Origin of the sequence: Caballeronia sp. SL2Y3, from assembly GCF_022879575.1 — a bacterium.
Lineage (GTDB): Bacteria > Pseudomonadota > Gammaproteobacteria > Burkholderiales > Burkholderiaceae > Caballeronia.
Genome location: NZ_CP084260.1, coordinates 57,367 through 80,082, shown reverse-complemented (window position 1 = coordinate 80,082; position 22,716 = coordinate 57,367). Strand labels below are relative to the sequence as shown.

Annotated in this window: 19 protein-coding genes and 1 pseudogene; 14 read left to right on the top strand and 6 right to left on the bottom strand. The window is 65.5% G+C overall.

What is annotated here, in order from left to right:
* The first annotated feature begins 26 nt into the window (after positions 1 to 26).
* Both LDZ26_RS00370 and LDZ26_RS00365 read left to right on the top strand, forming a co-directional pair.
* The gene (locus LDZ26_RS00370; protein ID WP_244849181.1) at positions 27 to 584 is read left to right on the top strand and encodes a DUF1289 domain-containing protein; all 558 of its coding nucleotides are present in this window, start codon (positions 27 to 29) and stop codon (positions 582 to 584) included.
* Entirely contained in the window at positions 581 to 1,495 is a 915-nt protein-coding gene (locus tag LDZ26_RS00365) for an MBL fold metallo-hydrolase (protein WP_244847669.1), read from the top strand. The genes LDZ26_RS00370 and LDZ26_RS00365 overlap by 4 nt, the downstream gene beginning before the upstream one ends.
* Positions 1,496 to 1,634: 139 nt before the next feature.
* Here LDZ26_RS00365 and LDZ26_RS00360 read toward each other — a convergent pair whose 3' ends face one another.
* The gene (locus LDZ26_RS00360; RefSeq protein ID WP_244847668.1) at positions 1,635 to 2,522 is read right to left on the bottom strand and encodes an alpha/beta fold hydrolase; all 888 of its coding nucleotides are present in this window, start codon (positions 2,520 to 2,522) and stop codon (positions 1,635 to 1,637) included.
* A 220-nt stretch (positions 2,523 to 2,742) separates the two neighbouring features.
* On the opposite strand from LDZ26_RS00360, the gene LDZ26_RS00355 reads away from it, so the two are divergent.
* Positions 2,743 to 3,705, top strand: a complete 963-nt coding sequence (locus LDZ26_RS00355) for a nitronate monooxygenase family protein (protein WP_244847667.1) — start codon at positions 2,743 to 2,745, stop codon at positions 3,703 to 3,705.
* Positions 3,706 to 3,784: 79 nt separating this feature from the next.
* Here LDZ26_RS00355 and LDZ26_RS00350 read toward each other — a convergent pair whose 3' ends face one another.
* Both LDZ26_RS00350 and LDZ26_RS00345 read right to left on the bottom strand, forming a co-directional pair.
* Positions 3,785 to 4,888, bottom strand: coding sequence for a porin (locus LDZ26_RS00350; protein ID WP_206467342.1), 1,104 nt, complete (start codon positions 4,886 to 4,888; stop codon positions 3,785 to 3,787).
* Positions 4,889 to 5,414: 526 nt separating this feature from the next.
* Positions 5,415 to 5,783, bottom strand: coding sequence for a hypothetical protein (locus tag LDZ26_RS00345; protein WP_244847666.1), 369 nt, complete (start codon positions 5,781 to 5,783; stop codon positions 5,415 to 5,417).
* 472 nt (positions 5,784 to 6,255) lie between these two features.
* On the opposite strand from LDZ26_RS00345, the gene LDZ26_RS00340 reads away from it, so the two are divergent.
* The 8 genes and pseudogenes from LDZ26_RS00340 to LDZ26_RS00305 all read left to right on the top strand — a co-directional run bounded on the left by LDZ26_RS00340 (position 6,256) and on the right by LDZ26_RS00305 (position 12,724).
* Positions 6,256 to 7,275, top strand: coding sequence for a bile acid:sodium symporter family protein (locus LDZ26_RS00340; protein ID WP_244847665.1), 1,020 nt, complete (start codon positions 6,256 to 6,258; stop codon positions 7,273 to 7,275).
* Positions 7,276 to 7,633: 358 nt separating this feature from the next.
* The gene (locus LDZ26_RS00335) at positions 7,634 to 8,416 is read left to right on the top strand and encodes a PIG-L deacetylase family protein (protein WP_244847664.1); all 783 of its coding nucleotides are present in this window, start codon (positions 7,634 to 7,636) and stop codon (positions 8,414 to 8,416) included.
* 97 nt (positions 8,417 to 8,513) lie between these two features.
* Positions 8,514 to 8,677, top strand: a pseudogene (locus LDZ26_RS00330) (dihydropyrimidinase); the annotation flags it as partial.
* A 234-nt stretch (positions 8,678 to 8,911) separates the two neighbouring features.
* Positions 8,912 to 9,931 (top strand): LacI family DNA-binding transcriptional regulator, encoded by a 1,020-nt coding sequence (locus LDZ26_RS00325; protein WP_244847663.1) that lies wholly within the window; start codon positions 8,912 to 8,914, stop codon positions 9,929 to 9,931.
* A gap of 2 nt (positions 9,932 to 9,933) precedes the next feature.
* Complete coding sequence (locus LDZ26_RS00320) at positions 9,934 to 11,190, top strand: AGE family epimerase/isomerase (protein ID WP_370650679.1); 1,257 nt, start codon at positions 9,934 to 9,936, stop codon at positions 11,188 to 11,190.
* A gap of 5 nt (positions 11,191 to 11,195) precedes the next feature.
* On the top strand, positions 11,196 to 12,107 hold the full coding sequence (locus LDZ26_RS00315; RefSeq protein WP_244847661.1) for a carbohydrate kinase: 912 nt from the start codon (positions 11,196 to 11,198) through the stop codon (positions 12,105 to 12,107).
* Between the two features lie 102 nt (positions 12,108 to 12,209).
* A complete protein-coding gene (locus LDZ26_RS00310) occupies positions 12,210 to 12,431 on the top strand; it encodes a hypothetical protein (protein ID WP_159837620.1) in 222 nt (73 codons plus the stop codon).
* Positions 12,432 to 12,478: 47 nt separating this feature from the next.
* Positions 12,479 to 12,724 carry a hypothetical protein gene (locus LDZ26_RS00305; RefSeq protein ID WP_175938958.1) on the top strand — a complete coding sequence of 82 codons (246 nt, stop codon included), beginning with the start codon at positions 12,479 to 12,481 and terminating at the stop codon, positions 12,722 to 12,724.
* An 8-nt stretch (positions 12,725 to 12,732) separates the two neighbouring features.
* On the opposite strand, the gene LDZ26_RS00300 is transcribed toward LDZ26_RS00305, so the two are convergent.
* A complete protein-coding gene (locus tag LDZ26_RS00300) occupies positions 12,733 to 13,371 on the bottom strand; it encodes a glutathione S-transferase family protein (protein WP_175938956.1) in 639 nt (212 codons plus the stop codon).
* A 256-nt stretch (positions 13,372 to 13,627) separates the two neighbouring features.
* On the opposite strand from LDZ26_RS00300, the gene LDZ26_RS00295 reads away from it, so the two are divergent.
* On the top strand, positions 13,628 to 17,206 hold the full coding sequence (locus tag LDZ26_RS00295; protein WP_244847660.1) for an indolepyruvate ferredoxin oxidoreductase family protein: 3,579 nt from the start codon (positions 13,628 to 13,630) through the stop codon (positions 17,204 to 17,206).
* Positions 17,207 to 17,212: 6 nt separating this feature from the next.
* Here the strand turns inward: LDZ26_RS00295 and LDZ26_RS00290 are convergent, their stop codons facing one another.
* Positions 17,213 to 18,532: an EAL domain-containing protein gene (locus LDZ26_RS00290; protein ID WP_244849180.1), complete on the bottom strand. Its 1,320-nt coding sequence runs from the start codon at positions 18,530 to 18,532 to the stop codon at positions 17,213 to 17,215.
* A 320-nt stretch (positions 18,533 to 18,852) separates the two neighbouring features.
* On the opposite strand from LDZ26_RS00290, the gene LDZ26_RS00285 reads away from it, so the two are divergent.
* The gene (locus LDZ26_RS00285; protein WP_244847659.1) at positions 18,853 to 20,520 is read left to right on the top strand and encodes a Na+/H+ antiporter; all 1,668 of its coding nucleotides are present in this window, start codon (positions 18,853 to 18,855) and stop codon (positions 20,518 to 20,520) included.
* A gap of 45 nt (positions 20,521 to 20,565) precedes the next feature.
* Complete coding sequence (locus LDZ26_RS00280; RefSeq protein WP_244847658.1) at positions 20,566 to 20,718, top strand: hypothetical protein; 153 nt, start codon at positions 20,566 to 20,568, stop codon at positions 20,716 to 20,718.
* Between the two features lie 253 nt (positions 20,719 to 20,971).
* Here the strand turns inward: LDZ26_RS00280 and LDZ26_RS00275 are convergent, their stop codons facing one another.
* Positions 20,972 to 22,273, bottom strand: a complete 1,302-nt coding sequence (locus LDZ26_RS00275) for a solute carrier family 23 protein (RefSeq protein WP_244847657.1) — start codon at positions 22,271 to 22,273, stop codon at positions 20,972 to 20,974.
* Between the last annotated feature and the right edge of the window lie 443 nt (positions 22,274 to 22,716).

Sequence of the window (22,716 nt, the reverse complement as noted above, 5' to 3'; positions counted from 1 at the left end):
CGTCGCCGTGCGTCGACGTCTGCCGCATGAACGCGCAAACGGGCTTCTGCGATGGCTGCTTTCGCACGATCGACGAGATCGCCGAATGGAGCGCCTATGAGGACGCTGCGAAACGCAGCGTGCTCGCGCGCATTCCGAGCCGCAGGCAAGGCGCGCGCGTCGTGATGCTCGGCGAATCGTTCGAGGCGACGCTCGCGCTGCCGGCCGATTCCATCCGCGAATTCGCGACGCTCGTCAACGATACGAACCCGCTGCATCACGACGAGATCTACGCGCGCGCAAGCCGCTTCGGCGAGCTGATCGCGTCCGGCACGCAGCCGACCGCGCATCTCATGGCGATGATCGCCGACCACTTCGCGCGATACGCGCAGCCGCTCGGCCTGGAGTTCGGCATCAAACTGACGCGCGCCGTGAAAGCCGGCGACGTGCTCACCATGCGCTGGCAAGTGATCGAAGCGAAGTGGAAAGCGAGCCTCGGCGGCGACCTGACGAAGCTCGAAGGCGGCGCTCAGAATCAACTCGGCGAAAACGTGATGAAGGCGACGGCGACCATCGTCGTCATGCCGAAGGAGACCGCGCCGTGAACACGCTACCCGACTCCATGACCGTGTTCGAGCGCGGCTGGCTCTCGTCGAACAATGTGCTGTTCGTTGGCGACGAAGGCGCGGCGCTCGTCGATACCGGCTACGTTTCGCATGCGCCGCAAACGTTAGCGCTCGTCAGGCAAAAGCTCGGTCCGCGCCGCCAGCTCGATCTCATCGTCAATACGCACCTGCATTCGGACCATTGCGGCGGCAACGCGCTGCTTCAGCAAACATATGCGTGCGACACGCTGATTCCCGCCGGCGAAGCCGACGCCGTGCGCGAATGGGACGAGCACGCGCTCACCTTCAACGCCACCGGCCAGCGATGCGACCGCTTCGGCTTCACGGGCACCATCGCGATGGGCGCGACGCTCACGCTCGGCGGACTCGCATGGTCCGTGCTCGGCGCGCCGGGACACGACCCGCACTCGCTGATGCTCTATTGCGCCGACGCGCGCGTGCTGATCAGCGCGGACGCGCTGTGGGAGAACGGCTTCGGCGTGATCTTTCCTGAGCTCGAAGGCGCAAGCGGTTTCGCCGAAGAACGCGCGGTGCTCGATCTCATCGCGCGGCTCGACGTCGGTCTCGTGATTCCCGGCCACGGCGCGCCCTTCACGGACGTGGCGCGCGCACTCGATGTCGCCTCGTCGCGGCTCGACTACTTGCAGGCCGATCCCGCCCGCAACGCGAAGAACGCGCTGAAGGTGCTGATCGTCTTCAAGCTGATGGAAGTGCGCGCGATGAGCTTCGACGCGCTCTTCGCGACCACCGCAACGGCGCGCGCCATGCGCGCCGCCGCGAATGCGCTTGCCGCGCCGGGCGAGCGCCGCGCGTTGCTGGAGAGAATCGTCGGGGAACTCGCGCAGGCGGGCGCGGTGAAGGTCAACGCGGGCGTGGTGGCCGTCGCGTGAAAATGTGCGGGCAAAAAGAAAGCCGCTTGTCAGCTACGGCAAGCGGCGAACATAGACGTGATCAACGTCGAATTGATCGTAACCCGACGATATACCCCGTGCATCGGTGCTTTCCCTACAGATGCTTGACGCTTCGTCGTCAAGCCGTGGTGTCGAAGAAGGCCAGCATCTCTTCGATCAACGCATCCGGCTGCTCCTCCGGAATGTAATGCCCGCACGGCAGCGCGCGACCGCTGACGTCGCGGGCCACGCGCCGCCATTCGGCGAGCGCGTCGAAGCATCGCTCGATCACGCCCTCCGCTCCCCACAGCACGCGCAACGGACACGCGATCTTGAGCCCGCGCTCGCGATCGGCGCGATCGTGTTCGAGGTCGATGCTCGCGGACGCGCGATAGTCCTCGCACATCGCGTAGACCGCGCCCGGCTGCGCGAGCGCATCGCGGTACGCCTGCAACGCATGCGGCGCAAACGGCGCGAGGCCCGCATGACGATTGCCCATCACGCGGTCGATATACGCGTTCGGATTGCCGCCGATCAGCAGTTCCGGCAGCGGCGACGGCTGAATCAACAGGAACCAGTGGAAATACGCGGTCGCGAACTCGCGGTCGGTCGCTTCGTACATGGCGAGCGTCGGCGCGATGTCGAGCAGCATCAGGCGATCGACGGCATCGGGAAAGTCCATCGCCATGCGATGCGCGACGCGCGCGCCGCGATCGTGCGCGCATACGAGAAAACGCTCGTAGCCGAAGTGCCGCATGACGGCGACCTGATCGGCCGCCATCGCGCGCTTCGAATACGGCGTGTGCTGGTCGTCGCTCTCGGGTTTCGCCGACGCGCCGTAGCCGCGCAGATCCGTCGCGATCACCGTGAAGTGGCGCGCGAGAACGTCGGCGCACTTGTGCCAGATCTCGTGCGTCTGCGGATGGCCGTGCAGGAGCAGAAGCGGCGGACCGTTGCCGCCCTTCACGCCCGCGATTGCGACGCCCGAGGCGTCGACGCTAAACGGCTCGTAAGCTGCGAAAGACATGGTGCGTTCTTGTTGTCGGAGTGCAGGTAATTGTAGGCGTGGCGCCTCGAATGCTCACTCCTGCACCGCCCGAATTGCCTGAAAACCGAGGATTCACTCGGATTTGCCCCGATCCACAGCAAGGTCCCGCTGCCTATAATCGAACGATCGTTCCTAATCATCGCTTCGGGGCATGCTTACGCTAGCGTCGAACGAGATGACACATCAGGAGACTCGTCTCATGGCCCTTCCCGCCGTCCTGCAGAATCTCGCGCTTCCCGTCATCGGCTCGCCGATGTTCATCGTCAGTTACCCCGAGCTCGTGCTCGCGCAATGCAAGGCGGGTATCGTCGGCTCGTTTCCCGCGCTGAACGCGCGGCCGGCCGAATTGCTCGACGAATGGCTCACGCAGATTCAGGCGTCGCTCGCCGAGCATAAGGCGGCGAATCCGGATGCGGTCGTGGGACCGATCGCGGTGAATCAGATCGTGCATCAGTCCAACGCGCGGCTCGAACACGACGTGCGCGTGTGCGTCGAGCACAAGGTGCCGATCTTCATCACGAGCCTGCGCGCGCCGGTCAAGGAGATGATCGACGCCGTGCATTCGTATGGCGGCATCGTGCTGCACGACGTCATCAATCTGCGGCACGCGCAAAAGGCGCTGGAAGCGGGCGTCGACGGGCTGATTCTCGTCGCGGCGGGCGCGGGCGGGCACGCAGGCACCACGTCACCATTCGCGCTCGTCGGCGAAGTGCGGCGCATTTTCGACGGGCCGATCGTGCTGTCGGGATCCATCGCCAACGGCGGCTCGATCCTCGCCGCGCAGGCAATGGGCGCGGACCTCGCGTACATGGGCACGCGCTTCATCGCCACGCGCGAGGCGCATGCGCTCGACAGCTACAAGCAGGCGATCGTCGATTCGTCCGCGGCGGACATCATCTACACGAATCTTTTCACGGGCGTGCACGGCAACTACATTCGCCGGAGCATCGTGAACGCGGGGCTCGATCCGGACGCGCTGCCCGAATCCGACAAGACCGCGATGAATTTCGGCGACGGGTCGAGCAAGGCCAAGGCGTGGAAGGACATCTGGGGCGCGGGTCAGGGCGTCGGCCTGATGCACGACACGCCGAGCGTCGCCGAACTGGTCGCACGGCTGAAAGAAGAGTATGAGGAGGCGAAGAGGCGGCTGGCGATTCGTTGATCCGCCGCGTTTGACTTGGCCTGCAAAAAAACACCGCGCCCTCGGCGCGGTGTTTTCTTTTGCGGCCCTGGCGCTGCGCTTAGAACTTCGCGCGGATGCCGACGCCGAACGTATCGCCCGAGGACATGCCGGTGTACTTGTCGTTCAGGTACGCGGCGTACACGTCGGTGCGCTTCGAGAGCGGATAGTCGTAGCCGACCGCCCAGCTCTTGTGCGTCTGATCGAGACCGCCGTTGCTGCGCGAATACGCGTACGACGCCATCACCGTGCCGGGGCCGACCGGCACCGTCACGCCGCCCTGACCCGTGTTGACGTGGAACGAGGTCGGTTCGATGTCGTTCTTCGTGTACATGTACTGCGCGAAGAACTTAACGTATTTCATGTCGAACGACGCGCCCAGTTGCCCGACGCTCTGGCTCTTGAAGCCGGGGATCGTGAAGGCATTGGACGTCGGCAGATCGCCCGGCGTGTTGTTGAAGTTCACGTACTGATAAACGCCGGTCGCCGCGAACGGGCCGTGGAAGTACAGGAACTGCGCGCTGTACTTCTTCGAGCGGTTGTCGCCGGCGCTGTTGCCGAACGCGTACATCGCGCTGCCCGAGAGCCCGTTGAAGTCAGGCGTCGTGTACTGCACGGCGTTGTTCCAGCCGGAGTCGCCCGTCACGCCCTGATCCGTCGTGTACGTCGGGAACGTGCCCTGACCGAGGAACACGTGAGCGACCATCGGCGAGAACACGTACGAGTCGACGAACGGGTTGAACAGAATCGTCGAGACGAAGAGTTGCGTGGTCAGGCGGCCAGCGGTGAACGTACCGATCGGACCTTGAATGCCGACATACGAGTTGCGGGCGAAGAAGGTGTCGCCGTCGAAGCGGCCGTATCGACCGTTCTGCGCACGGAAGAAGCTCTCGAGCGTGAAGATCGCCTTGTAGCCGTTGCCGAGATCTTCGGCGCCCTTCATGCCCCAGTACGACGTCGACATGCCGCCGCCGCTGACGTTCCACGCGCGCTGGCCGCCGGGAAACTTGGTGGCGCCGACCCATTCGTCGACCTGGCCATACAGCGACACGCTCGATTGCGCGTGAGCGGCGCCGGCGGCGAAAAAGCCGATCATCGCTGCGACTGCGGTGGCCCTGACCGCTGCTTTCAGCGTGTTGCGCGGCGCACGGTTGACGGTTGGCATCTTGAACTCTCCTGTCTTTGTCGAAAATTAAAAGCGTGGCGGGCGAGAAACGTGGCGCTCGCCTCGTCTTGACCGGCTAATGGGCTTCTGACGAGACGCATCGCGTGTGGAGCGGCACCATCTTTACGGACCATTTCTCCGGTCAAAAATCTTTATCGTTATTGCGGGTATAGCGTTTCGAGTACTCCGTCATGCGAGCGTCGATGAGGACGCAACGTTTTGCGCACGCCGCCCGCTTCGCGCAGTGGCGAGCCACGCGATGCGGCCCACCACAAAGCAGGCGCGGCGCGCCTTTCGACGCGATGAAAGGAGTTTCGAAACAAAGGGAAGCGCGCAATGAGCCGAAGGCCGCATTGTCCTTGCGCGGAAAAAAGAGGGGAACGTCTGACAGGAAAAGTGACGCGTTATTGTGGCGAGATTACGTCACCGTGACATGCGGGCTGGACGCGCCAATTGTTTTTCGTTAACTAGGACGAAACAACAGACCGCGCATGCGAGAGAGACGCGCGGTGGCGGACGGGCCGCTTCAGTTGCGGAAGTTCGACGCGGCAGGCGCGCGGCCGTCGTCCGACGGGCGGCCCTGCGGACGGGGCACATTGCGTTCTTCGTTATAGCGCGTGATGTCGGCGCGGATGGAGCCTGTGCCGCGAAACGACGCGGCCTGTTCGCCGCGCGGCGTCGGGCGCATTTCGGCGCTCACGGGGGTCAGCCCTTCCTTGGCGGCGATCGGCGTGGCATGCAGAGACTGGCGGCTCGCAGACGAATCCTCGAATACGGCCGACGACACCCATTCGACGCGCGGCCCCGCGAGCGCGAGCGATCCCGCCGCCGCGACCCCGATCAGCGCGGTGGAAACGAGAAACCGAGTCGTCTTGCGAAAGCCTGTGGGCGCCATGTCAGAACTGCCTGCATTCAGCACGAAATTCATCCGGTCAACCGCAGCCGGAGCCGCGATACGGAGGCGCGAGCCGTCATCGATGCCTGCAAACCGCTATCGACTCGAACGATGAGCGCACCGCCCGACCAGCGCATCCGATAATTTATTAACCTTCGCGCAAGCCGTCGAGCCAAAAAGTGTTAGGCCCGCGCGATGGTTGTAACACCATGTTACGTCAGAGTTTTTTCGCTTCGAGGTCCTTATTTGCAGGCCGATTCATAGGACGATAACCCCGACTTTCACGAGCAAGCGCGGCCTGGAAGTTGCTGCACGTCGCCACGGCTCCGCCCGCTTTCATGCGAAAGCGGAATCAATCGATCTAAGAAATGAATTTGCCAATTTAATCGACCGCAGGCGAAAATCATGGTTTTCCCTGACGCGACGCTATCCGGACCGGACGGCCCGGCGCGCCCGAGTGCGAGACTCCTAGATGGCACGGCCCAAACTCCTTCCTGACAACTTCACGCTTGCGTTGATCGGCACCGTCACCATCGCCAGTTTGCTGCCGTGCCGCGGCAGTGCGGCGGTCGCTTTCAACTGGGTCACCGACATCGCCATCGGGCTGCTGTTCTTCCTGCACGGCGCGAAGCTCTCCCGCGAGGCGATCGTCGCCGGGGCGACGCACTGGCGTCTGCACTTGCTCGTGCTGCTCAGTACCTTCGTGATGTTTCCGCTGCTCGCCGTTGCGCTGAAGCCTCTGCTGAGTCCGCTCGTCACCCCGGCGCTTTACACCGGCATCCTGTTTCTCTGCACGTTGCCGTCCACGGTCCAGTCTTCCATCGCGTTCACGTCCATGGCCAAAGGCAACGTGCCGGCCGCCGTGTGCAGCGCGTCGGCCTCCAGCCTGCTCGGCATTTTCATCACGCCCGCGCTCGTCGGGCTGCTGGTGAGCAATCACGGCGCGACCACCGGCTCGCCCTGGCACACCGTCGGCAATATCGTGCTGCAACTGCTCGTGCCGTTCGTGGCGGGCCAATTGCTGCGTCCGGCTATCGGCAAGTGGGTGGACCGCCACAAGCCGGTGCTGAAGTTCGTCGATCAGGGCTCCATTCTGCTGGTCGTCTACGTGGCTTTCAGCGAAGCGGTGAACGAAGGCATCTGGCATTCGATTCCTGTCTCGGCGCTCGCGGGCCTGCTTGTCGTGAACATTCTTCTGCTGGCGGCTGCTCTCTTCATCACCGCGTTCAGCGCGAAACGGCTGGGCTTCAGCCGCGCGGATCAGATCACGATCATCTTCTGCGGCTCGAAGAAGAGTCTCGCGTCCGGCATTCCGATGGCGAAGGTCATATTCGCCTCGCACGCGGTGGGTGCGGTGGTACTGCCGTTGATGCTCTTCCATCAGATCCAGCTGATGGTCTGCGCCGTACTGGCGCAGCGCTGGGGCTCGCGCAGGACCGCCGCCGAGCCGCCGCGGGAAGGCAAAACCGTAGGGGCACCCGCCCGCCGTTGACCGCTGCATCGTCTTTCTCCGCTTCGCAAACAGGCCGCCTCGTGCGGCCTTTTTGTCATTTGAGCCGAAGCGTCTTTCGACGTCGACTCGGCCAAACGGCATAGGCCAAACAACCTGCTCATCGGCAGCGTCACGCGACAGTCGAATGTCCGAAGTCCGGCGCTCTTGCCTATGCCATTCGGCCGAGTGTCAATCGGGTACATGACTTGCCACACTGCGGTCATAACTCGCATAGGCGAGCACGGGGAAAGCCATGAACAGCACATCACTTATCCAAGAACTTCTGCTGCAAGGAGCCGCGCGTCGCATGCCGCGGCTTCGGTGAAGCTACCCCCGCGATGGACAGGAAGAACATTGCATGGCTACGCTGAAAGCCCGCGTTTCGCCGTCGCAGCAGGAGAAGCCTTCCACCCAAGGCACGCCGGAATCCACATGGCAAAGCTGGGGACGCCTGGACGCATTGCCGGAAGTGCATCCGAGCGATCTCGTTCCGCCCAGCGCACGCGCGGTAGTCGTCGCGCCGCATCCTGACGCGGAAGTCTTGGGCATGGGTGGATTGCTCGCGCAGCTATCGGAGACGAGCAGGCACCTTTTGATCGTCGCGGTCACGGACGGGACGGCAAGCCACCCGAATTCCACCGAATGGACGCCGGAGCGGCTCGCCGCCGTTCGCCCGATGGAAACGCGCGCGGCGTTGCAGCGGCTGCATCTGCGAAACGTTCAGGTAGCGAGGCTCGGCCTGCAAGATGGCAGCGCGCAAGACATGGAGCCCGACTTGTCGGGTTATCTTGCCAGCCACTTGCGCCCGGACGACATCGTCTTTGCGACCTGGCGTCACGACGGCCATCCGGATCACGAGGCCGTGGGGCGCGCCGCGTTCTCGGCCGCCACTGCGCTCGGCTTGCCATTCGTGGAAGTGCCGCTTTGCACCTGGGACTGGGCGTCGCCCGACGATATTCGCGTACCCTGGAGCCGCGCCCGCAAGATCGTGCTCGACGGCAAAGCGCTCGCACGCAAGCTGCGGGCGGTGCAGGCTTTCCGCAGTCAACTGGAACCGGACCCGGCGACAGGACAGGTGGCGGTGCTGCCGGAGCACGTGCTTGCGCGGCTGACGCGGCCTTATGAGGTGGTGCTGATCTGAACGTGCGCGCGAACGCCAGGGGGCAAAGCACGCCCCGATGCTGCGTAGCGGCAGCGAGCGCCAGATTGCGTCTCTTCGCTCTACAAAGGCGTACGGCAGCTTCACGCGCTCGCTCGACTGAGCGCGCTGCCGACCGTGCATGCGGAAAACGGCCAACGCGTGTTCTCGTTCCAGAAGCAGTCGCTCTCCAAGGGCTTATAGGGACCAAAGGCGCATCCGCTGTCGCGTCCGCCTGAACTGGAGGGCGAGGCGGCCGAGCGCGTGCATACCGACCGGACCGGGCAACGAAGCCAACGCACAAAGGCGCAGGTGGCTCACCGACCACGTCCACCCTTTTACTAAACAACGCCCCAAACCTCGAACCCTCCTGCCCGCAAGCCTTAGTGGTTTTCTCTAGGCGCTCCCGCACGCGTCCCGCTGCACTTTTACTATACAATCCGCCCCCAACAGCGCCGGAGTGCCGCGCGCTCTCGCCTCATCCTAGAGAACAACACGATGGCCACTACCATCCGCGATGTCGCACGCGCGGCGAGCGTCTCCATCGGGACGGTTTCGCGTGCGCTCAAGAACCAGCCGGGTCTTTCCGAGGCCACGCGCGTGCGCGTCGTCGAAGTCGCGCAACGCCTCGGCTACGATTCCGCGCAACTGCGCACGCGCATCCGTCGCGTGACCTTTCTGCTGCATCGGCAGCACAACAATTTCGCCGTCAGCCCGTTCTTCTCGCAAGTGCTGCACGGCTTCGAAGAAGCATGCCGCGAGCGTCGTCTCGTGCCGTCCGTGCTCACCGCCGGACCGACGCAGGACCTCGCGCAGCAACTGCGGCTGCACGCGCCGGACGCCATCGCGGTCGCGGGCTTCGTCGAACCGGAACTGCTCGCGCATTTGCAGTCGCTCTCGCGTCCCATCGTGCTCATCGACTTGCGCGCGCCGGGTTTTCGCTCAGTCGACATCGACAACGCAAAGGGCACGGCGCTCGCCATGCAGCATTTGTTCGCGCTCGGACGGCGGCGCGTCGCGTTCATCGGCGGATCGCTCGCGCATCACAGTATCGCGCAGCGGGCGCTCGGTTATCGCAAGGCGTATTTCGACGCGGGCCTGCTCTTCGATCCGACGCTGGAGATCACCGCGCAGGCCGGCGTGCCTGCCGACGTCGCCGCCGCCGACGCGATGGAGCGCCTGATTGCAGAGACGCGCGCACAATCGAGTCCGTTGCCCGACGCGGTTTTCGCCTATAACGATGCAGCGGCCCTCGCGGCCATGCGCGTCTGTCTCGCGCAGGGTTTGCGCGTGCCGGAGGACATCGCGTTTGTCGGCTTCGACGACATTCCCGCCGCCGCTCACAGCGCGCCGCCGCTCTCGACGGTCGCCGTGGACAAGGAAGCACTCGGGCGGCGAGGCGTCGAAATGCTGCTCGACGACCCTTCGACCCCGCCGGATCAGGCCGACTCGCTGATGAGCGTGGAATTCATCGCCCGCGCGAGTTCGGGCGCGAAAGAGGAGATCCGCACGCCATGAACATGACCGCTTCGGCCGCCGTCGCCGCCGTCGTCCCGGGGGAAGCGCCGGAAGGCGGAATCGACTTCCGCAGCCGCGACTTCCTGCTTTCGCACGTCCGCGACACGCTCGCCTTCTACGCGCCGACCGGCCGCGATCCGTCCGGCGGCTTCTTCCACTTCTTCAAGGACGACGGCACCGTCTACGACCGCACGAGGCGCCATCTCGTCAGCAGCACGCGCTTCGTCTTCAACTACGCGATGGCGTATCGGCACTTCGGCGATGCGCAATTCCTCGACGACGCCCGCCACGCGTTCCGTTTCCTGCGCGACGCGCATTGGGACGCCGCACACGAAGGCTACGACTGGGAAATCGAGTGGCGCGACGGCCAGAAACGCACGCTCGACGGCACGCGCCATTGCTACGGCATGGCGTTCGTGCTGCTCGCGTGCGCGCATGCGGCCATGGCGGGCATCGACGAAGCGCGGCCCTTGATCGACGAAACGTTCGCGCTGATGGAACGCCGCTTCTGGGACGCGGAAGCGGGTCTATACGCCGACGAAGCCACGCCCGACTGGCAGCTTTCGGACTACCGCGGGCAGAACGCGAACATGCACGCGACCGAAGCGCTGCTCGCGGCCTACGAGGCGACCGGCCACCTGCTGTACCTCGACCGCGCCGAGAAGATCGCGGGCAACATCACGCTGCGGCAGGCTCGGCTGTCGAACGGCCTCGTGTGGGAGCATTTTCATCGCGACTGGTCGGTGGACTGGCATTACAACGAATCGGACAGCTCCAACATCTTCCGGCCGTGGGGCTTTCAGGCGGGGCATCAGACCGAATGGGCGAAGCTGCTGCTGATTCTGGAACGGCATCGGGCGCTGCCGTGGCTCGCGCCGCGCGCCATCGAACTGTTCGACGCGGGCTTCTCGCGCGCGTGGGACGACCAGCACGGCGGCCTGTACTACGGCTTCGGCCCCGACGACAGCATCTGCGACCACGACAAGTACTTCTGGGTGCAGGCCGAGAGCTTCGCGGCGGCGGCGCTGCTCGGCGCGCGAACCGGCAGCGAACGCTTCTGGGACTGCTATGACGAACTGTGGCGCTATAGCTGGGCGCATTTCGTCGATCACCGCTACGGCGCGTGGTATCGCATACTGACCTGCGACAACCGCAAGTACGGCGACGAAAAGAGTCCCGCCGGCAAGACCGACTACCACACCATGGGCGCGTGCTACGAAGTGCTGAACGCGCTCGCCTCGCCGCACAACTCACGGTAAGCACGATGGCAACCGATCACACCACTTTTCCGCAGTTCGTCTCGGCCGGCGACATTCTCACTGACCTCATCCGCACCGGCGAGTCCAGCTGGCTGTCGCGTCCGGGCGGCGCGGGCTGGAACGTCGCGCGCGCCGTCGCCCGGCTCGGCCTGCCGACCGCGTGCGCCGGCTCGCTCGGCACCGACAATTTCTCCGACGACCTCTGGCAGGCGAGCGTCGCCGCGGGCCTCGACATGCGCTTCATGCAGCGCGTCGAGCGTCCGCCGCTGCTCGCCATCGTCCACAAGACGCAGCCGCCGACGTACTACTTCATGGGCGAAAACGGCGCGGATCTCGCCTTCGATCCCGAGAAGCTGCCGCAAGGCTGGATGGAGCGCGTGAAGTGGGCGCACTTCGGCTGCATCAGCCTCGTGCGCCAGCCGCTCGGCGCGACGCTCGCCGCGCTGGCCGCGAAACTGCGCGAACACGGCGTGAAGATCAGTTTCGATCCGAACTACCGCAACCTGATGGAGCACGGCTACGAGCCGATCCTGCGCAACATGGCGAGCCTCGCCGATCTCATCAAGGTGTCGGACGAAGACCTGCACATGCTGTTTCGCGGCATTCCCGAAGAAGACGCGCTCGCGCAACTGCGCGCGATGAATGCGCAAGCCACCGTGCTCGTCACGCGGGGCTCGTCGGAAGCGACGCTCTATGCCGGCGATGAAGCGTTCAGCGCGCGTCCGCCGGTCATCGAGGTGGCGGATACGGTCGGCGCAGGCGACGCGTCCATCGGCGGGCTGCTCTATAGCCTGATGGCGCGTCACGGCGGCTGGCCGGACCATCTGAAGTTCGCTCTCGCGGCGGGCGCGGCGGCGTGCCGTCATTCGGGCGCGCATTCGCCGTCGCTCGACGAGGTCGAGGAATTGCTCGGCTAGACTCAAGCGCGGATTCGGGCGCGCCGCAGTCACACGCGGCGCATGACCGCGTGCTAGCATGAATTTTCATGCTTGAGTCCTTGGGCCAGAGGCGAATCCATCATGGAAGACACGACCTACACGAAAGGCATCTACACCGCGACGATCGGCGTGCGGGCCATCGACGGCGGCAAGTTCCAGGGGCTCGTCTCGCTCTCGCGCGACGACGGCGAGCAGCCCGACGCGACGCTCTACGAAGTGGAAGCGGCATCGGAGAACGAGCACGAAGCACTCGACGAAGCGCGGGCGCTCGCGCACCGCATCCTCGGGGAAATCGAACTGTAGCTGGGGGAAAGACGGCGCCAGCGCCGTCCACTGCATCGGAGGGCGACATGCCGGACCAGGTCTTCCTATATGGCGTCTATTCCATCCACGTGCGGCCGATCGAGCTTCAGGGCCCGCGCTGGGACGCCGAGTACGAGATTCGCCATCTGGACAAAGCCGTGCAGGACTGGAAGACAGTCGGCGGCGACGACGGGTTGCCGACGTCCCACGAAGCCATTCAGCTCGCGCACCTGCGCGCGGTCGCGGACATCGACGCCGGCGCGGGCATTCCGAAGCCCCGCGCGTTTCCCTGACTCTGCGCTCAATCCACCGGCATTTTCGGGTGCGGCCTGAGTCCGAGGCGCTCCGCCTCGCGATGATCGATCGCGGCCGCGCGCTCGTAGCCTTCGCGCGCTACCGCCCGTTCGACATAATCGAAGAGCACGCCTTGCGGCTCGATCAGCCTCGCGACGAACGCAATCTGCAGCGTGCTCGCGAGCAGGATGTCGGCGGCGGTGAACGGCTCGCCGAGCAGCCACGGCCCTTCTTCGAGCGCGCTTTCGATCGCGTGCTCCACCCGCGCGAGATCGCCCCAGCCGAAGCTGAAGGTGTTGCCCTGCGCGCCGGTCATGCGCTCGGCCATCGCCGGTTCCAGGCATGAGCCGGTGAAGAACATCCATTGCAGGAACCGGCCGCGCGCCGGGTCCGAAAGCGGCGCGCCCAGACGCGCGTCCGGAAAGCGGTCGGCCAGATAGAGCAGCACCGCGCCGGATTCGGCCACGCGCACGCCGCCGTCGTCGAGCGCGGGGAGCTTCGACATCGGGTTCACGCGGCTGAACGCGGCTTCGTTCTGCGCGCCCGCGCGTATGTTCACGAACGCCAGTTCATACGGCTCGCGCAGTTCTTCGAGCATCCACAGCGCGCGAAATGCGCGCGTCTTCGGCCAGTAGAAAAGTTTCATCGGCGTCGGCCTTCTCTCATTTTCGAAAGCGACCAGGTTAGTCCCAATCAGCGCCGCCACGTGAGCGGCACGGCTGCGGGTTTACGCCGACGCGCGCCCAGATCGAGCAGATTTCTCCCGTTTATATCGAAAAAGCCTGCGTCGTTTCTCAACACCTGCCGAATTGAAGCGAGTGCGAAAAAACATTCCGCTTTCGGTGACAAAGAATGATGTATCGCCTCACAGACCCGCCTCACATTCAAAGAACGAGACAACCATGAACGCACGCGTCCCCGCCGATGCCCTGTCGCCTCGCCTCAACGAACCCGCGCTGTCCGACTATCAACTCGCCGACAACCTGAGCGCCACGGGCGGCCGAATCTTTCTGACGGGCACGCAGGCGCTGGTGCGTCTCGTGTTGATGCAGCGCGCGCTCGACCGCGCCGCGCATCTGAACACGGCCGGGTTCATTAGCGGCTATCGCGGCTCGCCGCTCGGCATGGTCGATCAGCAACTGTGGAAGGCGAAAAAGCTGCTCGCGTCGCATGACGTGCGCTTTCTGCCCGCGATCAACGAAGAACTCGGCGGCACCGCCGTGCTCGGCACGCAGCGCGTCGAGAGCGATCCGGAGCGCACCGTCGATGGCGTCTTCGCGATGTGGTACGGCAAGGGTCCGGGCGTGGACCGCGCGGGCGACGCGCTCAAGCACGGCAACGCGTACGGCTCGTCTCCGCACGGCGGCGTGCTCGTCGTGGCGGGCGACGACCACGGCTGCGTCTCGTCGTCGATGCCGCATCAAAGCGATCAGGCGATGATCGCGTGGCACATGCCGGTGGTGAATCCGTCGAACGTGGCGGACATGCTCGAATTCGGGCTGTACGGCTGGGCGCTCTCGCGCTTTTCGGGCGCGTGGGTCGGCTTCAAGGCCATTTCCGAGACGGTCGAATCCGGCTCGACCGTCGATCTCGATGCGCTGAAGACCGACTGGACCGCGCCCGATGGCTTCACGCCGCCGCCGGGCGGCCTGCATAACCGCTGGCCGGATTTGCCGAGCCTCACGATCGAAGCGCGCCTGCACGCGAAGCTCGACGCCGTGCGCCACTTCGCGCGGACCAACAGCATCGACAAGTGGATCGCGCCGAGTCCGCTTGCGAACGTCGGCATCGTGACGTGCGGCAAGGCGCATCTCGATCTGATGGAGGCGCTGCGCCGTCTCGACCTGACCGTGGACGATCTGGACGCCGCCGGCGTGCGCATCTACAAAGTCGGGCTGTCGTTTCCGCTCGAAACCACGCGCCTCGATGCGTTCGTCGAAGGGCTCGCGGAAGTGCTCGTGATCGAGGAGAAGGGGCCGGTCGTCGAGCAGCAGATCAAGGATCATCTGTACAACCGCGCGCAAGGCGCGCGGCCGGTCGTGATCGGCAAGACGACGCAGGACGGCGCGCCGCTGCTCTCCGCGCTCGGCGAATTGCGGCCCTCGCGCGTGCTGCCGGTGTTCGCGCAATGGCTCGCGCGCCACAAGCCGGCGCTCGACCGCCGCGACAAAGTGGTCGATCTCGTCGCGCCGCAGATTCTGTCCAATATCGCCGATGCCGTGAAGCGCACGCCCTACTTCTGCTCGGGCTGCCCGCACAACACGTCGACGAATGTGCCGGAAGGCTCGGTCGCGCAGGCGGGCATCGGCTGTCACTTCATGGCGTCGTGGATGGAGCGCGACACGACCGGCCTCATTCAGATGGGCGGCGAAGGCGTCGACTGGGCTTCGCACGCGATGTTCACAAAGACGCCGCACGTCTTCCAGAATCTCGGCGACGGCACGTACTTTCACTCGGGCATTCTCGCTATCCGTCAGGCCGTGGCCGCGAAAGCCAACATCACGTACAAGATTCTCTATAACGATGCCGTCGCGATGACGGGCGGCCAGCCGGTCGACGGCAGCATTTCCGTGCCGCAGATCGCGCGGCAAGTGGAGGCGGAAGGCATCGCGCTGCTGGTCGTGGTCAGCGACGAGCCCGAGAAGTACGAAGGCCACGAAGACCAGTTCCCGCGCGGCACGACCTTTCATCACCGCAGCGAACTGGATGCCGTGCAGCGCCGCCTGCGCGAAACGCCCGGCGTGACCGTGCTGATCTACGACCAGACGTGCGCCGCCGAAAAGCGCCGCCGCCGCAAGAAGGGCGAGTTCCCCGATCCGGACAAGCGCCTTTTCATCAACGAAGCTGTGTGCGAAGGCTGCGGCGATTGCGGCGTGCAGTCCAATTGTCTTTCCGTCGAGCCGGTCGAAACGGAACTGGGACGCAAGCGCCGCATCGATCAGTCGTCGTGCAACAAGGACTATTCGTGCGTGAACGGCTTCTGCCCGAGCTTCGTCACGCTGGAAGGCGCGAAGCTGAAGAAAGCGGACGGCCACGCGTTCGATCCCGCCGAACTTGCGCGCCGCGTCGATGCGCTGCCGCCGCCGCGCGCGCATCTCGATCACGCGCCGTACGACATGCTGGTGACGGGCGTGGGCGGCACGGGCGTCGTCACGGTCGGCGCGCTCATCAGCATGGCGGCGCATCTGGAGGGCAAGAGCGCGTCGGTGCTCGATTTCATGGGCTTCGCGCAGAAAGGCGGCTCGGTGCTGTCGTTCGTGCGCGTGGCGAGCGAGGACCCGCTGCTTAACCAAGTGCGCATCGACACCCAGCAGGCCGACTTGCTGCTCGCCTGCGATATGGTCGTCGGCGCGAGTCCCGAAGCGTTGCAAACGGTGCGGCATGACCGGACGAAGATCGTCGTCAACACGCACGCCATTCCGAACGCGAGCTTCGTGCAGAACCCGGACGCCAATCTGCACGCCGACGCGCTGCTCGACAAGATGCGCCACGCGGCCGGCGCGGATGCCGCCGATGCCCTGCAAACCTGCGACGCGCAAGCGCTCGCGACGCGCTTTCTCGGCGACACCATCGGCGCGAATATCGTGATGCTCGGCTTCGCGTGGCAACTCGGGCTCGTGCCCGTGTCGCACGGCGCGTTGATGCGCGCGCTCGAACTGAACAACGTGGCGGTCGCCGCGAACAAGCTGGCCTTCGCGATCGGCCGGCTCGCGGCGGCGGATATGAATGCGCTCGATGCGCTCGCGTCCTCAGCGCAGCAGAAGCGCGTCGCGATGGCGGACATGCCGCTTGCGGATCTGATCCGTGACCGCGAGCAACGGCTTCGCGCGTACGGCGGCGCGAAACACGTCGAGCGATATCGTTCGCTGATCGCGCAGGCGTCGGTCAATGAAGACGTGAAGCGCGCCGTGGCGATCACGTTCTACAAGCTGCTCGCGGTGAAGGACGAATACGAAGTCGCGCGCCTGCACGCGGACCCGGCGTTCCGCGCGGCGCTCGCCGCGCAGTTCGAAGGCGCGCCCGGCGACGCCTACACCGTGAAGTTCAACCTCGCGCCGCCCGCGTTGTCGCACGGCGCGCCGAAGAAGAAAACCTTCGGCCAGTGGATGTGGCCGGTGCTCGGCGGCCTGTCGAAGCTGCGCGCGCTGCGCGGCACGGCTCTCGATCCGTTCGGCAGAACGCTCGAACGCCGCATGGAACGCCAACTCGCCAAGGACTACGAAATCACGATGCAGCGCGCGCTCGCCAAACTCGACGCCGCCAACGCCAAGGATGTCGCGGCGCTCGCCGCGCTCTTCGAGCGCGTGCGCGGCTACGGTCACGTGAAGCTCGCGAATCTCGCGATGGTCAAACGCAGCGAGCGCGAACTCGTCGCGCGGCTCGGCATCGAGGCGGCGACGGGCGATGCCGTGCGCGCGTCCATCGAAGCGATGAAAGGCGCGTCGTCGCTGAAGGGCATTCCGGTGGTCGTCGCGAAGTGAGCGAAGTCAGTCGGCGTCGTCGTCCGGCAGCCAGTCGATGTCGCCGCACAGCACGCAGCGCTTGCCGCCGGAGCGCGTCTCGACCGAAAGCGTGACGCACGGCATCGCCTCGTTGATCGAAAGATACGGCTTCGTCACGTGCACGCGCTCGGGGTCGCCGAGCGCCGCGCGAAAGTACGGACGACGCAGCCAGTTCGCGCCCTGCGCATCGACGAGCGGCAGAAAGCGCGCTTCGTGCGCGGCGCGGTCGGCGCGCAACACGACATTGCGGCCCGACTGCCGGCCGTTCTGGTCGAGCAGGAAGCAGCGCGCGGCGTGATCGAGCGCGAGGAAGTTCCAGCACACTTCGTCGAGCGGTTCGCCCGCCGCGAGCCGTTCCGCCGCGCGCTCGAACGCCCGCACGTAGGGCTGAAGCCGCGTCGCGACACGCCGCTCGCGCGCTTCCGTCTGCAAGCGATACCGCTCCGTCAATTCGCCGATGATGTTCTGCGCATGCACGCCGTCCGCGAGTCCCGGATGCGGCCGCGCGAAGAAAAAGCCCTGCACGAAGTCCGCGCCGCTCGCGAGCGCAAGCTGCGCCTCGTGCTCGGTTTCGACGCCCTCGATCAGCACGAGCTTGCCCGCCTCGTGCAGCAGCGAGACGATGCCCGACAGCACCGCTTCCATGTTGCGCCGCTGCTTGCGCGTGCGCTCCGACAGCGGCGCATGCACGTTGTGGCCGGCGTGCGACAGCATCACGCGGTCGAGCTTGACGATATCCGGATCGAGTTGCCAGATCCGTTCGATGTTCGTGTGTCCCGCGCCGAAGTCGTCGAGCGCGATCAAAAAGCCGTGCTCGCGGAACTGCTGCACCGCCTGCGCGAGACGCTCGATGTCCCCGGCGCTCTGCTCCAGCACTTCGAGCACGACGCGGCGCGGCTCGATATGCAGCCGCTTCAGATTGGCGAGCAGCGCGGCCGCGTGATACGGCTCGGTCAGCGCGCCGGGATGCACGTTGAGGAACAGCCATTCGTTCTGCGCGCCGAGCATCTTGAAGTTTTCGAGATGCAGCGCCTGCGCGAGGCGGTCGATCTGCAAGGCTTCGCCGACGCGCGACGCCTGCGCGAACACATCGACCGGCGGCACCGGGCGATCGAGCGCGTCGTGCGCGCGCAGCAGTCCTTCGTAGCCGACCGCGCGCATGTGCGAAAGGCTGAACACCGGCTGGAAGACGCTCGAGAGCGTCCACTCGCCATGCTCGACCGAATAGCGGTCCAAACCCGACATCACGCCGAGTTCGAAGCTGCGCGCGGAGAGTGTCGTCTTTTCGGGATTGGCGATCACCATGTGGATGCCCTCGCGCGCGTGCCGCGCGCTTCCTGCTCCGGCCCCGCGCCGGTCCCGCCCGATACCGTTTTCATAAGAACAGCCCTCGATGATCTCGTCGGGAGTCTCGCGTCCCGTGGCAGTCGATAAAGCAAGGTCCATGCGCGGGAAGCCGCCGTGTTTGTCGGGCGTTCGCAGGCTTCGTGCACCGCGAGCGGGCGGCGAACGCATGCACGCGCACCGCGCAAGTGCGTCGCGCAAAACATGCCGTGGACCAAGCGTCGGGCTACACTCTCGCGTCGTCTCGAAAATGAACGGACGCCCGCGCGTCCGCATCCGGCATGGAAATCGTCTTCACCGTTCTCATCCTGCTGATGATCGTGGCGCTATCCGGCGTCGGTCTCAGCCTGCTGCCGGTCAAGCTGCCGCTGCCGCTCATTCAGATCGCCATCGGCGCGATGCTCGCGTGGCCCGGCTTCCGGCTGCATGTCACGTTCGATCCCGAACTGTTCATGCTGCTGTTCATCCCACCGCTGCTGTTCGCGGACGGCTGGCGCATTCCGAAACGCGAGCTGTATCTCGCGCGCCGCGCCGTTCTCATGCTGGCGCTCGGGCTCGTGTTCATCACCGTGGGCGCGCTCGGCTACTTCCTGCACTGGATGATTCCCGCGATGCCGCTTCCCGTCGCCTTCGCGCTCGCGGCCGTGCTTTCGCCGACCGATGCCGTCGCGCTCACGGGCATCGCCGGGCGCAACCGCATTCCGGCAAACCTCATGCATATTCTGGAAGGCGAAGCGTTGATGAACGACGCCTCGGGCCTCGTCGCGCTGAAGTTCGCCATCGCGGCCGCGCTGACCGGCGTGTTTTCGCTGCACGAGGCGGCCATCAGCTTCGTCGTGATCTCGGTGGGCGGGCTTGCGATCGGCGCGGCGATCAGCTGGATCGTGACCGAGATTCCGGCGCGCGTGCTCAAGTTTTCCGAAGACGACGACCCCGCCGCGGGCGTGATCCTGACCGTGCTGATTCCGTTCGCCGCCTATGTGATCTCGGAGCGCGCGGGCTGCTCGGGCATCCTCGCGGCCGTTTCCGCCGGAATGATGATGAACATCCAGAGCCTGCGCGCGACCATTCCGAGCGCCGTGCGCGTGCGGATGACGAGCACGTGGACGATGATCGAGTTCGTGTTCAACGGCATGGTGTTCATCCTGCTCGGCTTGCAGTTGCCGCACATCATCGGGCGCGCGTTGATCGAGGCGCATCAGGACGGCAACGCGCAAGTCGGTCTTCTGATCGGCTATGTGATCGCGACGGTGCTCGCGCTCTATGCGCTGCGCTTCGCGTGGGTGTATTGCCTGCGCTGGGTCGCGAGCCGCAGCGCGGCGAAGGTCGGCATCGAAAGCGCCGCGCCCGGCTTGCGGACGCTCGCGCTGACGACGATCGGCGGCGTGCGCGGCGCGGTGACGCTCGCGGGCGTGCTCTCGCTGCCAGTCACGCTCGATAACGGCGCGGCGCTCGCGGGGCGCGATCTGGCGATTTTCATCGCGTCGGCGGTGATTCTCGCGTCGCTCTTGATTGCGGTCGTCGGCTTGCCGGTGGTGCTGCGCGGCGCGAAGCGCGAGCGCAATCCGCATGCGGCCGAGGAGCGGCTCGCGCGTCGGCGCGCGGCGCAGGCGGCGATCCGCGCCATCGACGAAACGCACGCGCTGCTCACCGACGACATGGACGAAGCCGCGTCCGCCCGCTGCGCGGATTCGACGGCCCGCGTGATGGACACGTACCGGCTGCGGCTGGAATCGCTCGGCGACGAGGAAGCGCCGCGCGTGGCGGCGAGACGAAGCGAGATCGTGGAAACGCGGCTCAGAATGGCGGCGCTGCGGGCGGAGCGCGCGGAACTGCTACGGCTGAGAACCGATCAGGCGATCAACGATGAGACGCTGAACAAGCTGATGCGGGAGATCGACCTTTCGGAGACGGCGATTGTGAATCGGAAGCGGGGGACGACGGCTTGAAGGGGGCGGCGTGGCGGGGGCACGCCCATCGCATCGCAGAAGGTGATGCCTACTGGCTTCGACGACGCGTCAGACCAGGCGGCAGCACGGAACCGCGCCAAAGTGATTCGTGACTCGGCGCGGGCGGGAAGTGGCGCGTGGACGTTTCTGATCGGCACCAACGACACGTTAATCACGCGCAAGCAGAAGTTGCTGTGATGATCGCGCGTACGGTGTCTCATGCGTCGAGCCACCGTTCGCGCCGCGAGCGCCAACGACGCGTCAGACCTTCGAATTGCGTGAAGAGTGACGCCGCTAGCGTATTGGCGCTTGGGCCTCGGCGCGGGCGCAACGCAGTTCGCAGCCAACGCTTGAGCATGGTCGTCGAGATTAGCGTCGAACGCCATGACACGCGCGAATCAGCGCCTTGAGCGTCGACTTCGCGCCGCACCGGGCGGAAGCCAACCACACATCAAACGACACCCGCCCCGCGCCGCCGCAGGATCGCATAGAAAATGATCGCGCCGAACGTCGCCGTGCCGATGCCGCCGAGCGCGAAACCGCCGAGCTTCAGCGTGAAATCGCCTGCGCCGAGCACGAGCGTCACCGCCGCGACGATCAGATTGCGGTTATCGGAGAAGTCCACCTTGTTGACGACCCAGATGCGCGCGCCCGTCACCGCGATGAGCCCGAACACGACGATCGACACGCCGCCGAGCACCGGGCCAGGAATCGTCTGGATCAGCGCGCCGAACTTCGGCGAGAAGCCGAGCACGATGGCGAACAGCGCGGCGATCACGAACACGAGCGTCGAGTAGATCTTGGTGACCGCCATGACGCCGATGTTCTCCGCGTAGGTCGTCACGCCCGTGCCGCCTGCAAAGCCCGAGACGATGGTGGCGAGCCCGTCGCCGATGAACGCGCGGCCGATGTACTTGTCGAGGCTGCGTCCCGTCATCGCGCCGACCGCCTTGATGTGGCCGAGATTTTCCGCGACGAGAATGATCGCGATGGGCGCGAGCAGCGTCATCGCCTGAGGCTGGAAGACCGGCGCGGTGAAGTGCGGCAGGCCGAACCACGCGGCGTTCGAGACGATGCCGAAGTCGATCGGCTTGCCCATGCCCATGCCGTTGGTCAGCACCGCGTAGATGATGTACGCAATCGCGAGGCCGATCAGAATCAACAGGCGCTGCGCCATGCCGCGCGCGAACACCGCGACGCCGCCGACGCACAGCACGGTGACGAGCGCCATCCACGAATCGAAGTTGCTGCCGCTCACGCCTTTCACGGCGATAGGCGCGAGGTTCAGCCCGATCACGCAGACGATCGAGCCGGTGACGACGGGCGGCATCAGCGCTTCGATCCAGCGCGTGCCGACTGCCGCGACGATCGCGCCGATGACCGCATACGCCACGCCGCACGCGATGATGCCGCCGAGCGCGACCGGAATGTTGGGGTTCGCGCCGTGTCCGGAGTAGCCCGTGACCGCGATCACGAGCCCGATGAACGCGAAGCTGGAGCCGAGATAGCTCGGCACGCGTCCGCCCACGAGCACGAAGAACAGCAGCGTGCCGATGCCCGACATGAAGATGCAGAGATTCGGATCGAAGCCCATGAGGAGCGGCGCGAGCACGGTGGAGCCGAACATCGCGACGACGTGCTGGACGCCCATCGCGATCATTTGCGGCCAGGGCAGGCGCTCGTCAGGCCCGACGACGCGCCCGCCTTCGGCATTCGGCTGCTCGGGCCAGCGCGGGAAATAGGAATCGGACATGGGCAGCTCTCCTTCTCGGCGATGATGCGCCGGCCACGCGGCGCGCTTGATTCTTCGGACAGGCGCGAGTGTACGGAGTGGGCTGGACCGAGGCAAGCGAGCCGAAAATCGGTGTTGCTTATGCGATGTTGGGCGCGGTTTCGCGGAGGTTGGGCTTGCGTGGCGTTGTCGCGTGGTGTTGCGGGCGTGGTCGCCGGATGTGATTCCGACCGGGATTTGCGCGAACCGGCAGCGGCCTGCGAACGCCGTTTCAAGCGGCGTTCGCTCAATGCGACGACGCGCGCACCGGCATCAGCCTGTGGGCGAATGCGGATCTTTCCGCGCGCCTACAGGCGACGTTGCGTGCGTGATCTGCGAACGCTGTTTCAAGCGGCGTTCCCGTGATGCGACGACGCGCGAACCAGGACCGGCCCGCGGGCCGTCAGTGCGCCCGCCGCCGTCCG

Bases quoted from the DNA above. Each gene is read 5' to 3' on its own strand.
- LDZ26_RS00370 (WP_244849181.1), top strand. From the start codon at position 27: ATGAACGCGCAAACGGGCTTCTGCGATGGCTGCTTTCGCACGATCGAC.
- LDZ26_RS00360 (WP_244847668.1), bottom strand. From the start codon at position 2,522: ATGTCTTTCGCAGCTTACGAGCCGTTTAGCGTCGACGCCTCGGGCGTC.
- LDZ26_RS00355 (WP_244847667.1), top strand. From the start codon at position 2,743: ATGGCCCTTCCCGCCGTCCTGCAGAATCTCGCGCTTCCCGTCATCGGC.
- LDZ26_RS00350 (WP_206467342.1), bottom strand. From the start codon at position 4,888: ATGCCAACCGTCAACCGTGCGCCGCGCAACACGCTGAAAGCAGCGGTC.
- LDZ26_RS00345 (WP_244847666.1), bottom strand. From the start codon at position 5,783: ATGGCGCCCACAGGCTTTCGCAAGACGACTCGGTTTCTCGTTTCCACC.
- LDZ26_RS00340 (WP_244847665.1), top strand. From the start codon at position 6,256: ATGGCACGGCCCAAACTCCTTCCTGACAACTTCACGCTTGCGTTGATC.
- LDZ26_RS00335 (WP_244847664.1), top strand. From the start codon at position 7,634: ATGGCTACGCTGAAAGCCCGCGTTTCGCCGTCGCAGCAGGAGAAGCCT.
- LDZ26_RS00325 (WP_244847663.1), top strand. From the start codon at position 8,912: ATGGCCACTACCATCCGCGATGTCGCACGCGCGGCGAGCGTCTCCATC.
- LDZ26_RS00320 (WP_370650679.1), top strand. From the start codon at position 9,934: ATGACCGCTTCGGCCGCCGTCGCCGCCGTCGTCCCGGGGGAAGCGCCG.
- LDZ26_RS00315 (WP_244847661.1), top strand. From the start codon at position 11,196: ATGGCAACCGATCACACCACTTTTCCGCAGTTCGTCTCGGCCGGCGAC.
- LDZ26_RS00310 (WP_159837620.1), top strand. From the start codon at position 12,210: ATGGAAGACACGACCTACACGAAAGGCATCTACACCGCGACGATCGGC.
- LDZ26_RS00305 (WP_175938958.1), top strand. From the start codon at position 12,479: ATGCCGGACCAGGTCTTCCTATATGGCGTCTATTCCATCCACGTGCGG.
- LDZ26_RS00300 (WP_175938956.1), bottom strand. From the start codon at position 13,371: ATGAAACTTTTCTACTGGCCGAAGACGCGCGCATTTCGCGCGCTGTGG.
- LDZ26_RS00295 (WP_244847660.1), top strand. From the start codon at position 13,628: ATGAACGCACGCGTCCCCGCCGATGCCCTGTCGCCTCGCCTCAACGAA.
- LDZ26_RS00290 (WP_244849180.1), bottom strand. From the start codon at position 18,532: ATGGTGATCGCCAATCCCGAAAAGACGACACTCTCCGCGCGCAGCTTC.
- LDZ26_RS00285 (WP_244847659.1), top strand. From the start codon at position 18,853: ATGGAAATCGTCTTCACCGTTCTCATCCTGCTGATGATCGTGGCGCTA.
- LDZ26_RS00280 (WP_244847658.1), top strand. From the start codon at position 20,566: ATGCCTACTGGCTTCGACGACGCGTCAGACCAGGCGGCAGCACGGAAC.
- LDZ26_RS00275 (WP_244847657.1), bottom strand. From the start codon at position 22,273: ATGTCCGATTCCTATTTCCCGCGCTGGCCCGAGCAGCCGAATGCCGAA.